The sequence below is a fragment of the Thermanaeromonas toyohensis ToBE genome (assembly GCF_900176005.1).
GTDB lineage: Bacteria > Bacillota > DSM-521 > Neomoorellales > Neomoorellaceae > Thermanaeromonas > Thermanaeromonas toyohensis.
Genome location: NZ_LT838272.1, coordinates 2521609 through 2536310 on the forward strand (window position 1 = coordinate 2521609; position 14702 = coordinate 2536310).

Annotated in this window: 14 protein-coding genes and 1 other RNA gene; 1 reads left to right on the forward strand and 14 read right to left on the reverse strand. The window is 50.2% G+C overall.

The annotated features are described in order from the left end of the window. Window positions 1-60: 60 nt before the first annotated feature. The 10 genes from B9A14_RS12935 to B9A14_RS12975 form a co-directional block, all read right to left on the reverse strand. Window positions 61-1455 (reverse strand): stalk domain-containing protein, encoded by a 1395-nt coding sequence (locus B9A14_RS12935; RefSeq protein ID WP_340631049.1) that lies wholly within the window; start codon window positions 1453-1455, stop codon window positions 61-63. A gap of 221 nt (window positions 1456-1676) precedes the next feature. Next, the gene (locus B9A14_RS17805) at window positions 1677-2057 is read right to left on the reverse strand and encodes a hypothetical protein (protein ID WP_231967770.1); all 381 of its coding nucleotides are present in this window, start codon (window positions 2055-2057) and stop codon (window positions 1677-1679) included. A 525-nt stretch (window positions 2058-2582) separates the two neighbouring features. Next, window positions 2583-3893 (reverse strand): acetamidase/formamidase family protein, encoded by a 1311-nt coding sequence (locus tag B9A14_RS12940; RefSeq protein WP_084667145.1) that lies wholly within the window; start codon window positions 3891-3893, stop codon window positions 2583-2585. 309 nt (window positions 3894-4202) lie between these two features. Then, complete coding sequence (locus tag B9A14_RS12950) at window positions 4203-5240, reverse strand: AI-2E family transporter (protein ID WP_084666200.1); 1038 nt, start codon at window positions 5238-5240, stop codon at window positions 4203-4205. A gap of 213 nt (window positions 5241-5453) precedes the next feature. Next, window positions 5454-5618 (reverse strand): hypothetical protein, encoded by a 165-nt coding sequence (locus B9A14_RS17490; protein ID WP_172839158.1) that lies wholly within the window; start codon window positions 5616-5618, stop codon window positions 5454-5456. Between the two features lie 16 nt (window positions 5619-5634). Then, window positions 5635-6162, reverse strand: a complete 528-nt coding sequence (locus tag B9A14_RS12955; protein WP_172839159.1) for a PRC-barrel domain-containing protein — start codon at window positions 6160-6162, stop codon at window positions 5635-5637. Window positions 6163-6260: 98 nt separating this feature from the next. Continuing rightward, on the reverse strand, window positions 6261-7349 hold the full coding sequence (gene mnmA / locus B9A14_RS12960) for a tRNA 2-thiouridine(34) synthase MnmA (protein WP_084667146.1): 1089 nt from the start codon (window positions 7347-7349) through the stop codon (window positions 6261-6263). 66 nt (window positions 7350-7415) lie between these two features. Then, the gene (nifU, locus tag B9A14_RS12965; protein WP_084666204.1) at window positions 7416-7820 is read right to left on the reverse strand and encodes a Fe-S cluster assembly scaffold protein NifU; all 405 of its coding nucleotides are present in this window, start codon (window positions 7818-7820) and stop codon (window positions 7416-7418) included. Window positions 7821-7822: 2 nt separating this feature from the next. Then, window positions 7823-8992, reverse strand: coding sequence for a cysteine desulfurase NifS (gene nifS, locus B9A14_RS12970; RefSeq protein WP_084666206.1), 1170 nt, complete (start codon window positions 8990-8992; stop codon window positions 7823-7825). 25 nt (window positions 8993-9017) lie between these two features. Further along, entirely contained in the window at window positions 9018-9470 is a 453-nt protein-coding gene (locus B9A14_RS12975; RefSeq protein ID WP_084666208.1) for an RrF2 family transcriptional regulator, read from the reverse strand. 216 nt (window positions 9471-9686) lie between these two features. Between B9A14_RS12975 and B9A14_RS12980 the strand changes: the two genes are divergently transcribed. Continuing rightward, window positions 9687-11015: a replication-associated recombination protein A gene (locus B9A14_RS12980; protein WP_084666210.1), complete on the forward strand. Its 1329-nt coding sequence runs from the start codon at window positions 9687-9689 to the stop codon at window positions 11013-11015. Window positions 11016-11066: 51 nt separating this feature from the next. Here B9A14_RS12980 and B9A14_RS12985 read toward each other — a convergent pair whose 3' ends face one another. The 4 genes from B9A14_RS12985 to hisS form a co-directional block, all read right to left on the reverse strand. Continuing rightward, entirely contained in the window at window positions 11067-11339 is a 273-nt protein-coding gene (locus tag B9A14_RS12985) for a metal-sensitive transcriptional regulator (RefSeq protein WP_084666212.1), read from the reverse strand. A 28-nt stretch (window positions 11340-11367) separates the two neighbouring features. Beyond that, window positions 11368-11552: non-coding RNA, 6S RNA (gene ssrS, locus B9A14_RS12990), on the reverse strand. A 56-nt stretch (window positions 11553-11608) separates the two neighbouring features. Then, window positions 11609-13429, reverse strand: a complete 1821-nt coding sequence (gene aspS, locus B9A14_RS12995; RefSeq protein WP_084666214.1) for an aspartate--tRNA ligase — start codon at window positions 13427-13429, stop codon at window positions 11609-11611. After that, window positions 13430-14701, reverse strand: coding sequence for a histidine--tRNA ligase (gene hisS / locus B9A14_RS13000; RefSeq protein WP_084666216.1), 1272 nt, complete (start codon window positions 14699-14701; stop codon window positions 13430-13432). Window position 14702: the final 1 nt, after the last annotated feature.

A 14702-nucleotide genomic window follows, 5' to 3' on the forward strand; every position in this document is an offset into this window, starting at 1 on the left:
GGGGGCTCCGCATTCCCAGATTTTTTTCTCTGCTTACTCTCCATAGCCTCCGTGGCTTTCTTATCTCCCGGGCCACATCACTACCTGCTGCCTACTTTCCACCCATCCCACCTCATAACCCAAGACCTCGGCCACATACCTGGCCGGCAAAAAAACGCGCCCTTCCCTTTCAACAGGGGCCACATCCAGAGGCTTAATCTGCCCATCTACCTTTATCTTTTTCTCCCCCAACCGCAACACTATAGTATGGTCTTGGGAAGAAATTTTTACCAAACGCTCTTGCTCATCCCAAAGAATACCTTCTCCTGGTACTCCTAAGGATTGGGCCAAAAACCTTAAGGGTATAAAACTACGTCCTCCCTCAACAAAAGGCGCTACATCCATCTCCTTTACCTCGCCCCTACAGGTATAGCTTTTCTCACCTAAAGTGAAGACCGCTACCGGGATACCCCCTCCTTCTATCAGGTAGGTTCGCCTAAAGGCTTCCCTCTCCTGGCTATCAAAAACCTTAACTTCAAGGGATGATGGCCCATAGGCCCGGCTAAAATCAAACCTGGCCAGGTAAGGAGGAAGGCTAGCTTGGGCTACAAGCATACCATCAAGATAGTACTGCACCCGGCTGATAAAGGGATCATAAATCTTGGCATAAGCCCCAAGGATAACCTCGCCTTGAAGTTTCTCGCCTTCTCTTAGCTCCTGGTAAAAAGGAGCCGGGCTGCTCTGGCCAATCTTTTCCAGGTAATAAGGACTAGCTATAGCTTCCCGGTAAGCCCTCAATATCTCTTCTTTATCGCTCAGACGGTAGTCGCTCACTTTAGCCTGGGTATAGAGAGGGTCGCTTTCATCGAGATCTAAATACACAACAGCTTTAACGCGGGGGTAAAGCAGGGGCAAGGTATTATAAAACTTGCGGATATAGTTAGCCGCCCACCAGCTTACATCCTCCCGGTAAGGCTTAAGGGTCGTATGCGCGATCCCGAACTCCCCCACCATAAGGGGCTTGCGGGTGAAAAACACGCGGTACCAGTAATCCAAACGCTGCAAGGGATCTATCCCCGCGCCGGGCTGATCTACCTGGCCACTCAAATAGTAGTCGCTGTAGAAATTTACTCCCACCCAGTCCACGTAGGCATCTCCCGGATAATAGGAAAGGGCGGTGGCCTTAACCCCTTCGGGCTGTACTATATCAAAGAGATTCCATACCATGGCTACATTAGGGGCGTATTCCCGTATAATAGAAGCAACCTTACGGAACCAAAAAACATATTTCTGGGGGTCGCCATGCCACTGATTAGTGCCCTCCATATTCATCTCCGAGGCAAAGCGCAGGAACACCGGTATTTTTAAATCCCCCAACTGTCTAGCCACGGCTACAATATCTTCTTCCTTTAACTTATCCAAGCCGCAATTTGGCTCCAGGGCCAGGACTAGCCCGGCTCCTGGGACCTCCTGCACCTTATGTATGGTATCCCAAGGCAAAAATACCTCTCCCGCCCCATAGATATGGGCATAGCTTAAGAAGAGGGCGTGCTGTTTGCCATACAGGTTTTTTACCTGGCTATAATCGTACCTGGCCTGCCCGCGCTCTTCATAAAGCCCTAAATAAGCGCCACTAGGAGGCTCAAACTTGGCTAAAGCAGGGATACCTCCTGTCTCTGCCTGGTAAAAAAGGCGTACTACAGGTCGCAACGCTTCTCCTCGTGCCGTCTCCCTCCAGGCCCAGTCAGGCTTGCCTGCCTGCTCAAAAAGGGTGGCCTCTTTACCATAAGCCTCTCCTGCCTCGATGTCTTCCCCTGGTGCTCGCAAAGGTAAAATATCTTCTGCCAGGCTAACCCGGCATTTATAAAGTCGCCCTGCTCTTCGAAATAAGCAGCAGCCCGCCGGTAAAGGTTTTCGGCAGCAGCCGGGTCGCTGGCCTCAACATCCCTAGCCCGCTGCCACTCTGACCAAGGATCGTAGCCCGCTATTGCTTGGGGAGCGAAAAAGGCCAACAATAAAAATAAGACTGCTACCTGAGTAACCCTTAAAAGTCCTGAGTTTACCCACCATCTCTCCACTTGCCGCATACCCCCTAACTAGGCAGAATTGCCGCACCCAATTCCCAACCAAAGCTAGAATAAGGTGCTGGAACACTCCTTTTTACCACACATTTAGATAACTTCTAGTTCCGTCAGCAGTCTGGTCTCTTCGTCTACAAAATACTATTAGCTGGCGGCCGTCTTCTGTGTTCGCAATTTGTCGAAAAGCCCAGGGAAGATCCCTGGTCGGTCCGTGTGCTCATGTCGCAAATTACCTGACGTTTACTGCCTTTGTGGTTGGACCCTGGAGATTGGTCCCTTTCTGCTTGCGAGCCAGAAGCGTGTCTGCGGCCTGGTGGCTGCGGTGGGCGTTTATTTCTGGGCTGATATTATCTGGCACGTGTTGTGGCCGGCAATAAGATAGCAGCTAGCCACCAAAAGTAGGAGGCGTCGTTCCGGGCACTTGCCAGTATATGTTTTTACCCCTACCTATCAGCCTTCTGTTTATCAGACGACGGTTGTCAAGCATAAATCAAAATGTCAAGCGGGTTTACAGGCTTTCGCCTATTCTAACCCGTATTGTTCCCGGACCAATGGCAGTAGACCTGTTCTCTCCAATCGGTCTATTGGTACCCGGAAAGTGACCGTCACCACACCCGGAAGTCTCCCAATTTCGATCGCCCCGGTAATAGTTGCCCGGTTCTTCACTTCTGGTATGGCCATATCAAACAGTCTGGCGGCCCGTTCAAGAGCGTTTTCAGCCGCCGCATTTAAGTTTGGCCCTGTGCCAATTACAGAAACTGGAGCCGTCTCCTCGATATGGTTTAGTCCCCACCGGCGGGCTTCACGTAAGGCAATTTCTTTCTCTACCACACTCAAGGGGCGTGCTAAATATGGGAGATCTTCAGGGACTGGGAGGAGAACTGGGCCTTCGAGTGTTAGTCCTTTAATTACTTCAACCTGTAATGTTACCACACCCGAGACGTCGCAAGTATGACCTGCGATTTCTCCGTCTCCCTGTAGGGCATGCATATCACCCATATATACGCCTCCTCCTCGAACTTTAACAGGGCAAATCAGGATAGCTCCCTCTCGCACGCGATTAATGTCCATATGGCCATCCGTGCGGGCCTGCGCCAACTGGTCAGGTGTAAGAGCATACTCATGGGGGGCTCCAATCAGAAATGTCCCAAAATCACCCGCATTATGTGAATCTGGTATTGGAACTGAAGGCGTAGTTCCTAACTGACCTAAAAATGGACGCATCCTAGCTACGGTTCCTACTAAATCGCTAGGAGCAAATGTAACAATAGGGTTTTGTTTGGACTTTCCCGGGATTGCCATATAATAGCGCCCGTCACTAGCGATACGGCCTGCTGCTTCCCGGTGAAGAGTAACACCCAGTTGATGTCGGTGATCGAATGCTATGGTATATCCGTGGGCGAAGACAAACGGCGAGGCTTCTGTCCCGCAGTGTGCGCATCGCACAGCCTCCGGGCCGGTTCCCACAACATATGTTTCAGGGTATAGTACACCACATCCTGGACAGCGGCCTGCAACATATGGGTCACCTAAAAATCTACCTTCTATAACCTGGTCATTCCCGGAAGCTGTCACTATAGAGGTTACCTGGATAGAGAGAATGCGAATAACAATGGCATCGCCCACCTCCGCCCCTTCCACGTAAACCGGTTGTGTTACTTCATGGCCACCACGGATGCTCGGAGTAATCATTGGTCCCCAACACCCCGGAGCCGTATGGGCCACAATATAACCCTTGTCACGTACAGGACCCAGCATCGGTTGGGAAGGATCCAAGATACCGTTGGTAAAAGTGTTAACAAAAACCATTTCTCGTGATACTGAACATTCCATAGATTTATCCCCTTTCTTAAAAAGTTTTTGTATACAATTACCTAAGGAAAAATATCCCAATTGATTATTATACTCCTATTATATCATAAGTGATAACGGAAACTGAGGGGTATGGACAGGGCTTTTCTTGGCTAGAAGTTCGGGACCGCTTCCTCCGTAAACAACCCGACTGGCCCCACAATAAATAAGGTGTACTTTAATCTTAAGGGAGGGGGACGGTTCATTGTAAATTATATTTAATACCCCTACCCAGAGTATCTCCACACCATCTCCGCTTTATTTCCGCTTTTTGAATATAAGAAAGGGGCCTTAGCGTTCTATCAATTTACTCCACAAAAAACCAATTAGTATCCGGCTAATTGCTAAGGCTGGAACGGCAAGCAGGAGTCCCGCCACTCCCAACAGTTCCTCCCCAGCAAGCAAAGCTAGAATTATAGCTAGAGGTGAAAGGTCTACACTCTGGCTTAAAATACGGGGAGCCAGAATAGCGGCCTCGATCTGTTGTACAGCTATTACCACTAGCAAAGCGTAGAAAGCAAGCCTCCGGGATTCCAACCAGCTAATGGCCACTATAGGAATCGCACCCAGAAGGGGACCGAAGTAGGGGATGAGATCGGCCATGGCCATAACTATCCCCAGCACCACTGCATAACTGCTGCCGGCAAGGAAGAGCCCGAACCCCGTCAGTATACCTACTAATAAAGAGATCAGTAAGTGGCCACGCACAAAGCTTGTAAGTACCCGGTCAATTTTAGCCCATAAACCTAAGAAATCCTCCCGCCAGGTGGAAGGTAAAAGCCTCATGGCTCCTCGGCTAAGGGCCTCACTGTCTTTAAGGAAATAATAGGCTAATACTGGAGCTAAAGCCAGGCTCGTAAAACCCGAAAGCAAGCTTAAAAGAAGAGTAGCCACTCCCCGTACTCCATGTTCAACCCTGGCCTGGAGGTGGGCTAAAGTCTCGTCCACTACCCGGCGAAAGCTTAAAGGCATTCCAGGCCGCTGGTAGCGCTCATAGAAGATTTTAAGCCAGCCTTGTAATTCCTGGTTAAACTCCGGTAGTTTATCAAGGAAGTTGTTTAACTCACGGAAAAGCTGGGGCAAGACATAAAGAAGGGTAGGAACTAGAAGGAGCAAGCCTATAAAATATAAGAAAAGGATGGCCCGCACCCGGGGCCAGCCGCGCTTTTCTAGGGATACCACAGCGGGTTTAAGGGTATAGGCCAGGAGGGCCCCCAAAAGGAGGGGAGTAAGAAGCCTGCGAAGTAAGTAGAGAAAAAATAAAGCCCCGGCTAGCAAAACCACCAGCAAGCCTAGGCGCTTTATCTTACCTAAAGCCAAAGGGAACATCTACTCCCTCCAGTAGGCCGAATTAATCCACCTTGGAGAGCTAGGATCTATGGTAGCGTATAATCCCACTGGCCCGTTTCCCTCGCTCCCGGAAGCTCGTATTTTCATCAGTCCTTTCTAGGGGTTTATTGTGAGGCTGGGAAATCATCCCTAAGATAAAGCCTAACAAGCTCCCTGTTATAAACCCGCCCCAGAATCCTTTCCGCCCAAGCACTATCTTAAACCCTCCTGAGGGTTGTAGGCTACCAAAGTTCCATCTTCAGCAATAGCAAATACCTCATTTTTCCCGTTAAATTCCAGAAGACAATCCCAGCAGTAATATTGGTCTACCCCGATACGCCCCACAGCTTTCCCTCCACATATAGGACAGGTTTTCAAAGAATATAACACCTCCTTATCCGGGTTTAATTTTTTCTCTTACGTTTATCAGCACAACATCCGGTCCCCAGGTTACCGAATTTCCCTCTATGTCCACCAACTGGCGGCCATTAAGGAGATCCTCCACCAATCCTTTAGAGACCTCAAGCTTGACTACACGTCCAGAAGGCCATTCTATTTCCACATCCTCTAAAATCCCTAGCTCTTTACCTGTAGTATCTAAAACCCTCTTCCCCCTAAAATCTGCCCACCTTAAGCTGCCTTCTGGCAGGCCGTTCGATAAAGCTTGATTTTTATTTATAGTAAGGGCATCCGGGCCGCAAGTTTGGATCTCGGTAAGTTCTAAGAACCGTGGTCCTGTAAACAATCCAACAGGGGATATTAATATCCCCCTTAAGTACAAATTTCCTTCCTCCCAGGCCAGGTCTTGTACCCGGCCCAGCTCTTCTCCAGCCAAATTAATTACTGGTAAACCCATAAGTTCGCGCCCTTTAACCAGAATCGCGCATCTCCTCCTACCCGGCCATATTATTACCTGTAGCACCAGAAAACATACGCTTATCTCTTCCCCTCCAAAGTCAACAGGGCTAGGGGTTTCCAAAGTAAGTTTCTCGGTAAGCTTACGTCTTACCCAAAGGCCCTTTAAGTGCTAGGTACCTCTTCTTCCCAAGGAGCCATTATGGTACCGCCTCCTACCACCAGGTCTTCTTGGTAGTAGACTACGGCCTGACCAGGGGTTACAGCCCTCTGGGGTTCTTTAAACTCCACCTCGGCAACTCCATAGGCTTTAGGCCGGAGTACGGCCGGTGCTTCTGGTGACCGGTAACGGATCTTAACTGTAACCTCGGCTTCGGGTGGGAGTTCATCCCAGAGAATATAATTGTTATCACGGGCCAGGAGTTTATAACTTAGTAGGTCTTCTTCATCTCCTACGATAACCGCATTTCGCCTAGGATCTAGGGCTACTACAAAAAGAGGACGGCCAGTAGCCAGCCCTAAACCCCTGCGCTGTCCTACAGTATAATAGGGCAAGCCCTGGTGCTGTCCTAGGATCTTGCCCTTAAGGTCCAAAATGGGACCGGGCCGGATAGGTACACGGGCTCTTTCCCGGATGAACTCCCGGTAGTCGCCCACGGTTACAAAGCATATCTCCTGGGACTCGGGTTTCCGCGCCACCGGAAGACCATACATCTCTGCAATTTCCCGGACTTCTTCTTTAGTGTATTCTCCTAAAGGCAAGAGTGTATGGGCTAGCTGCTCCTGGGTAAAGGTATACAGCACATAGCTCTGATCTTTATAAGAGTCCCGGCCTTTGGCCAAAAGATAACGCCCGCGTTCCCCATCATAAAATACCCGGGCGTAATGGCCAGTAGCTATGTAATCCATCCCTAAGGCCAGGGCTTTACGCAAGAGGGCTTCAAACTTTATAAAGCGGTTGCAGGCTATGCAAGGGTTAGGGGTACGGCCTTCTAGGTAGTCAGTAATAAAATAATCTATAACCTTCTCGGCAAACAGGGAACGGAAATTGAGCACATAATGGGGAATACCGAGTAAGTGTGCCACCCGACGGGCATCTTCTACTGCGCTTAAAGAGCAGCAGCCGACCTCCCCTGGAGGCGGCGGGACATCCAGGGGCCAGATCTCCAAAGTTACCCCGATAACCTCATATCCTTGCTCCTTTAACAAAGCGGCGGCAGTGGAACTGTCCACCCCGCCGCTCATGGCCACCATTACTTTCCCCTTATGACCTCTGACCAACTACTCAAACCCCTTTTATATTTATTTAACGACTATTACTTAAGAATTATTGCGGTCTGAGTTGTCTCCCGTTTGATTTTTGCTACGCCTCTTAAAGTCTTCGATGGCCTTGTGTAGAGCATCGGCAGCCAGGTTAGAACAATGCATTTTCTGGGGTGGTAGGCCGTCCAAGGCCTCAGCCACAGCTTTATTGGTGATGCTTAAAGCTTCTTCAATGGTTTTCCCCTTTACCATTTCCGTCACCATACTGCTAGTAGCAATAGCCGCACCGCACCCAAAGGTTTTAAACTTCACATCCTTAATCACACCATCTTCCACTTTAATGTACAACCGCATTATATCCCCACAAACAGGGTTACCCACTTCTCCCACGCCATCGGCATCGGGTATTTCACCCACGTTTCTGGGATTAGTGAAATGCTCCATAACCTTGGCGCTATACATCTTCAATCACCCGCCTTTTTATATAATGGCGACATGGCCCGCAAACGCTCAATTATCTCAGGCAGTACTTCTAACACGTAATCAATATCCTCTTCCGTGTTATCCCGTCCCAGAGTCATACGTACTGAGCCATGGGCCACTTCATGGGGTATGCCCATGGCCAAGAGTACATGGGAGGGGTCCAGGGATCCCGATGTGCAGGCTGAACCGCTAGAAGCAGCTATACCTTTCATATCCAGGCTTAAAAGGATAGATTCCCCTTCCACGTACTTAAAACTAAAGTTGGCATTAATGGGGGATCTCCGTTCCCGGTCACCATTTAGCTGCACATGATCGATGCGCTCTAAAACTCCATCGATGAGCTTGTCCCGTAAAGCCTTAAGTCTCTTACCTTCGCTTTCCAGTTCCTGCCCAGCCAGTTCTGCTGCTTTACCGAACCCGACTATACCCGGGACATTTTCCGTCCCCGCCCTCCTCTTGCGCTCTTGGCCGCCTCCGTGGAGCAAAGGCTGGATACGCGTGCCCTTGCGGATGTATAGACAGCCTACACCTTTAGGGCCATAAATCTTGTGGGCAGAGGCTGAAAGCAAGTCTACGTTGAGCTCATCTACATTTACCGGGATTTTACCCACACTTTGTACAGCATCCGTATGGAAGATAATGCCCCGTTCTCGGGCAAGTTTCCCGATCTCCTGGATAGGCTGGATGGTACCCACCTCGTTATTTACGTGCATTATGCTTATAAGGATAGTCTCATCCGTGATGGCTTCTTCCACGTCTTCTACCCGTACTAATCCTTCGGGGGTTACCGGGAGGAAGGTCACCTTAAACCCTTGACGCTGAAGGTACTGGGCAGTATCCAGTACAGCATGGTGTTCGATGCTAGACGTAATTATATGCTTACCTTTCTTCTGATTAGCATAGGCAGCACCTATAAGAGCCATATTATCGGCCTCGGTCCCCCCGCTGGTAAATACAATCTCTTCCGGCTGGGCACCGATAAGGGCCGCGACCCGAGCGCGAGCTTCTTCAATAGCTTTTTTAGCTTCCCGGCCCCAACTATAAAGGGTAGAGGGGTTACCAAATTCCTCCTTAAGATAGGGAAGCATCTCTTCCAGGACCTCGGGCCGTACTGGTGTGGTAGCGCTATGGTCTAGGTAGACCTTACGCATGCCTCGATCACCTTTCTTAGAGCCTTTAAATATAGTACATATACTTATCCTTAGGCTGGAGTCTATGGGCTTCTGCCACCATATCTTCCAAAGTTATGGAATCGAGAACGCCAGCTATGCTATCCCGTACTTTCTCCCATATGGTACGTGCCACACAGGTCTCCGCACGGGCACAAGTCCCTTCCCCTTCCTCCTCACTCACGCAATCCATGGGCGCTATAGGGCCTTCGAGGACCCGGATGATCTCGCCTACCTTAATCTCCCGCGGTTCCCGAGCTAAAGTGTAGCCCCCTTGGGCGCCCCGGACACTGCGTACCAATCCTGCCTTCCTAAGGGAAGCAAAAAGCTGTTCCAGATAATGTTCAGAAATATCTTGGCGTTCGGCCACGCTCTTTAAAGAAATGGGGCCTTCACCATAGCGCTGGGCCAGGTCGAACATGGCGCGCAGGCCGTATTCGCCCCGGGTAGAGAGCTTCAATTCCAATCACCCCAATCTCTACCTTTTCCCTCAGCGATTATATCTTAGCAATTTACTCGGATATTGTCAAGAAAAAACCGAGCGAAATACTCTGCTTTTATTAAGATTTCCCCACAGACTAGCCTTTTTATACCATGTCTTAAGAAATGATATAATAAAGCTAAGCTATTTAGATTTTGTTTTAGATTTCGCTCTTCAAAGGGGCTAATTTGTATTATGAATCTCTTTGAGCAGGCGGCTCAGGAAGAACTAAAAAAACAAGCTCCTCTAGCGGTACGTATGCGTCCCCGTACCCTAGAAGAATTCGTAGGGCAGGAAAAGGTAGTAGGTCCGGGTACCCTCCTCCGGCGGGCCATTGAGAACGATACTTTAAGCTCCCTTATCCTTTGGGGGCCACCAGGTAGCGGCAAAACCACTTTGGCCTACATAATTGCCAACATGACGAAGGCTCACTTTGAAGCCTTACATGCGGTTTTAGATGGAATAACCGATATCCGCCGGGTAGTGGAAAAAGCCAAGGAAAGGCGCATTTATCTCCGCCAGAAAACAGTGGTTTTCGTAGATGAGATCCACCGCTGGGCCAAAAATATCCAGGATGCTCTTTTGCCCTGCGTTGAGGAAGGGGTAATAACCTTAATCGGAGCTACAATTGAGAACCCTATGTTCACTGTTAATCCTGCCCTCCGCTCCCGCTCCCAGATTTTCCGGCTGGACCCCCTACGGGAAGAGGATATCTTAAAGCTTTTGCGCCGGGCCCTGGAAGATAAAGAAAGAGGGTTGGCCGATCTTAATGTGGAAGCTGAAGAGGAGGCCCTAAAGCATCTGGCCCGGGTTGCCGGGGGCGATGCGCGCATAGCCTTAAACGCCCTCGAATTTGCTGCCCTCACCACTCCTCCTTCGCCAGATGGAAAGCGGTACATTTCCTTGGCCGTAGCTGAGGAAGCTGTACAGACCAGGCCCATCCTTTATGACCGCGATGGTGACCAGCATTACGACATAGTTTCGGCCTGGATCAAAAGCATCCGTGGCTCGGATCCTGATGCTGCCATATATTGGCTGGCCCGTATGATTTACGCAGGAGAAGATCCTCTTTTTTTAGCCCGCCGGCTCATGATCCACGCAGCCGAAGACATTGGCCTGGCCGATCCCCAGGCCTTGGTAGTAGCCACCGCCGCAGCCCAGGCCATAGAGCGGGTGGGCTTACCTGAAGGCCGGTTGATACTCGCCGAAGCTACCCTATATCTCGCTCTGGCACCTAAAAGCAATTCTGTATATAAGGCCATCGATAGCGCCCTGGAGGAAGTGCAAAAGGGAGAAAACGCATCCGTTCCCCTCCACCTGCGCGATGCTAGCTACCCCGGCGCCAAGGCTTTGGGCCACGGGAAAGGTTATAAATACCCGCACAATTTCCCCGGGGGCTGGGTGGAACAGCGCTACCTGCCGCCCTCCTTGGAAGGCAAGGGATTTTACCATCCGTCTCCTTACGGCAAGGAAAGGGATCTGGTCCGCGCCTGGCAGGAGCGTTGCGGCAAAAAACCTTCTTGAGCTTTAGCTTGGCCTACTATCTAACAGTCCAATAATCTTACATGGCCGAGCTCAATCCATAAATTTGTTTAGAATATCGATGAGTTCTTCTATTACTTCATCTCCTTGCTTTGTTACAATAGCATTTCGCACACAGCCCCGGACATGGTGTTCAAAGATAATCGTGCCTACGGTTTTCAAGGCTGCCCGTACAGCTGCAATTTGCGTAAGAACATCAACGCAATACTTGCCTTCCTCCACCATACGCTGCAAACCCTTAACTTGACCTTCTATTCGCCTTAAGCGAAGTAAAAGTTCATCCTTTACCGGAGCATAAGAGCTCATAAAGGTGAACCCCTTTCATAGATAAAAATAAAACCCCACACATGCCGTGAGGTGCCGCAGTTTCCATGAACCCTCTCTCGAAAGGTGGGTGCCCTCCTGGACGCTTTTTGTTTCCCCTCGCAGGGGCCTACAAGCCACGTCCAGAGACCAGGCTCCCTTTGTATTGGTGTTGGCTCAGAACTTGCGGCCTTTTCACGGGCATTGCAGGGCACTTCTATATTAACACAAAGTTAAAGCGGTTGCAAGAGTGCTCCTGATTTAACAACTGTTTACTTAGCACCCCGAACTAAAGAAACTTGGCCCTTACCCTTGGGCACTGCTTGAACAAGGTGTAGCTCCCGTAGCTGCTCCGGCGCCACTGGTCCTGGCGCACCGGTCAAAAGGCAGGTCCCGCTCTGGGTTTTGGGGAAGGCAATAACATCCCGGATGGTTTCCCGCCTACCCATGAGCATTATCAGCCGGTCTAAGCCTAAGGCTATGCCACCGTGGGGAGGGGCACCATATTCAAAGGCCTCAAGTAAAAACCCGAATTTTTCCCGGGCCTCCTCGGGGCTTAAACCTAGGAGGCTAAACATCTTCTCTTGGAGGTCCCTCCGGTGGATACGGATGCTACCTCCACCCAGTTCTACACCATTCAATACCACATCGTAAGCTAGAGCGCGTACCTTTAAGGGGTCACTATCTAGTAGAAAAATATCCTCTTCCCGGGGAGAAGTAAAGGGATGATGGATGGCCTTGTAGCGGCCCTCTTCTTCACTATATTCTAGCAAGGGGAAATCTATAATCCAAACGAAGGCGAATCTTTCGGGGTCCAGGAGCTTTAATCTCCCAGCTATCTCCAGGCGCAAAGCCCCCAAAACTTGAGCCGCTTTCTCCTCCTCATCAGCTACAAATAAAAGCAAGTCCCCAGTTTGGGCCTTCATCCGGTCTTTAATGCTTTCTAGCTCCCCAGGGGTAAAAAACTTAGCAATAGGAGAACGGATACCTTCAGCTTCTACAATCATCCACGCCAAGCCTTTAGCTCCCCAAGTGCCGGCGAGCTTAGTCAAGTCTTCTAATTCCCGGCGAGAATAGTTCCCGCATCCTACAGCATTTATACCCCGGACCACCCCACCCCGCTCCACCGCTTCAGCGAAGACTTTAAATTGGCTTTTCCTAACTAAATCCGAAATATCCCTGATCTCCAGGTCGAAGCGCAGATCCGGTTTGTCCGAGCCATAGCGCTCCAGGGCTTCCTTGTAACTTAGACGAGGGAAGGGTATTTGAATTTCCACTCCCAAAACAGTGCGGAAAACATAGGCTAAAAGTTCTTCGGTAACCTTCATTACATCCTCCCGGTTAACAAAGGACATCTCTATATCCAGCTGAGTGAATTCCGGCTGGCGATCGGCCCGCAGGTCCTCATCCCGGAAACAGCGTACGATCTGGAAATACCGTTCTACCCCGGCCACCATCAGGACTTGCTTAAAAAGCTGGGGTGATTGAGGCAAAGCATAAAAATCCCCAGGGCTCAAGCGGCTAGGTACCAGGAAATCGCGGGCCCCTTCTGGTGTGCTCTTGGTAAGCATAGGGGTTTCAATCTCCCAGAAACCGCGGCTGTCTAAGAAATCCCTAATAGCCTTGGTGGTGTGGTAGCGTATCTTTATTAGGCGTTGCATCTCCGGCCGGCGCAGATCGAGATACCGGTAGCGCAGCCTTAAAGCTTCATCTACTTCCAGGTTATCAGCAATATAGAAGGGGGGGACCTTAGCCCGGTTAAGTACCTTTATTCCCTCAGCATAAACCTCGATTTCTCCTGTAGGAAGGTTGGGATTGATGGTACCTTCCGGCCGTAGCCGTACTTCGCCGGTTACAGCCACCACGTACTCATTACGAAGGCTTTCGGCTATCTCAAAAGCCTCTTGTGAAACCTGGGGGCTAAATACTATCTGTACTATGCCTGAACGGTCCCGTAGATCTACGAATATAAGCCCACCGTGATCACGGGTCCGGTGCACCCAGCCCATCAACACCACGCGGGTACCAACATATTCTTTCTTAAGCTCGCCGCACCCGTGGGTACGGCGCCAAGTCCCCATGTTCTCTATCATTCATTCTCCACGCTCCTTTGCTTGCTGACAGAAAGCTACCAGATCCTCCCAAGGCACTTCCTTTTGTTCGCCTGTTTTAAGGTTCCTAACTGTGGCCTGGCCACGGGCCAGCTCTTCCTGGCCTAAGATGATCACTAACCTAGCCGGATACCGGTGGGCATATTTCATTTGGGCCTTAAGGCTACGGCCCAAGTAATCTTTATCCGCAGCGATATTATGCTCCCTAAGTAGGCTTAAAAGTTTCAAAGCAGCCGTCTCCAGCCCTTCCCCTACAGTAGCTACCACCACTTCTATCCCGCTATCTACTTTGATTTCTTTGTTTTGGGCTTCCAAGGCCAACAAAGTACGCTCTAGCCCTAACCCGAAGCCTATGCCAGGGATAGAGGGGCCACCACAAGCCTCTACCAAACCATCATACCGTCCTCCGCCGCCGATAGAACTCTGGGCGCCCAAACCTGGAGCTACTATCTCGAAGGCGGTATTAGTGTAGTAGTCTAAGCCCCTTACCAGGTTCTCATCGAGGAGATAGGGTATATCCAGTTCTTTTAGATAGCGTAAGACCTCCTTAAAATGCTGGCTACAATCCGGGCATAAGGAGGAAGTTATAGTGGGTGCTCCTTTTAATAACTTCTGGCATTCCGGGCTTTTACAATCAAAGATACGTAAAGGGTTCCGTTCAAAACGATCCTGGCAAGTGGTGCAAAAGGCCTTAAGTTTATCCTTTAGGTAACTTTTAAGCTTTTCCCGGTGGAGAGACCGGCAGGACGGACATCCCACGCTATTTATGTGGAGCTCAAGACCTTTAAGGCCTAGCCGCTGGTAGTAATCCATGGCCAGGGAGATTACTTCTGCATCTAAAGAGGGGTCGCGGCTTCCAAAAACCTCCACCCCGAACTGGTGGAACTGGCGCAAGCGACCAGCTTGGGGGCGGCCGTACCTAAACATGGGCCCTAGGTAAAAAAGTTTTACAGGGAGCATCCCGCTATAGAGGCGGTGTTCTAGAAAAGCCCTGACCACCGGTGCTGTACCTTCTGGCCTTAAAGTAAGGCTACGCTCGCTGCGATCTAAAAAGGTATACATCTCCTTTTCCACGATGTCGGTAGTGTCCCCTACACCGCGCTGGAAGAGCTCTGTATGCTCAAAGATAGGCGTCCGGATCTCCCGGTACCCGTACAGCCGGCAAAGGGAACGAGCCATCTCTTCTATATAATGCCATTTCTCGCTGTCACCAGGGAGAATATCTTCTGTCCCCCGGGGTCTCTGGGTTAACATG

Excerpts from the sequence above, each read along its gene's own strand:
- B9A14_RS12980 (WP_084666210.1), top strand. The coding sequence starts at position 9,687 with ATGAATCTCTTTGAGCAGGCGGCTCAGGAAGAACTAAAAAAACAAGCT.
- B9A14_RS12940 (WP_084667145.1), bottom strand. The coding sequence starts at position 3,893 with ATGGAATGTTCAGTATCACGAGAAATGGTTTTTGTTAACACTTTTACC.
- mnmA (WP_084667146.1), bottom strand. The coding sequence starts at position 7,349 with ATGGTGGCCATGAGCGGCGGGGTGGACAGTTCCACTGCCGCCGCTTTG.
- B9A14_RS12950 (WP_084666200.1), bottom strand. The coding sequence starts at position 5,240 with ATGTTCCCTTTGGCTTTAGGTAAGATAAAGCGCCTAGGCTTGCTGGTG.
- hisS (WP_084666216.1), bottom strand. The coding sequence starts at position 14,701 with ATGTTAACCCAGAGACCCCGGGGGACAGAAGATATTCTCCCTGGTGAC.
- aspS (WP_084666214.1), bottom strand. The coding sequence starts at position 13,429 with ATGATAGAGAACATGGGGACTTGGCGCCGTACCCACGGGTGCGGCGAG.
- nifS (WP_084666206.1), bottom strand. The coding sequence starts at position 8,992 with ATGCGTAAGGTCTACCTAGACCATAGCGCTACCACACCAGTACGGCCC.
- B9A14_RS12985 (WP_084666212.1), bottom strand. The coding sequence starts at position 11,339 with ATGAGCTCTTATGCTCCGGTAAAGGATGAACTTTTACTTCGCTTAAGG.
- nifU (WP_084666204.1), bottom strand. The coding sequence starts at position 7,820 with ATGTATAGCGCCAAGGTTATGGAGCATTTCACTAATCCCAGAAACGTG.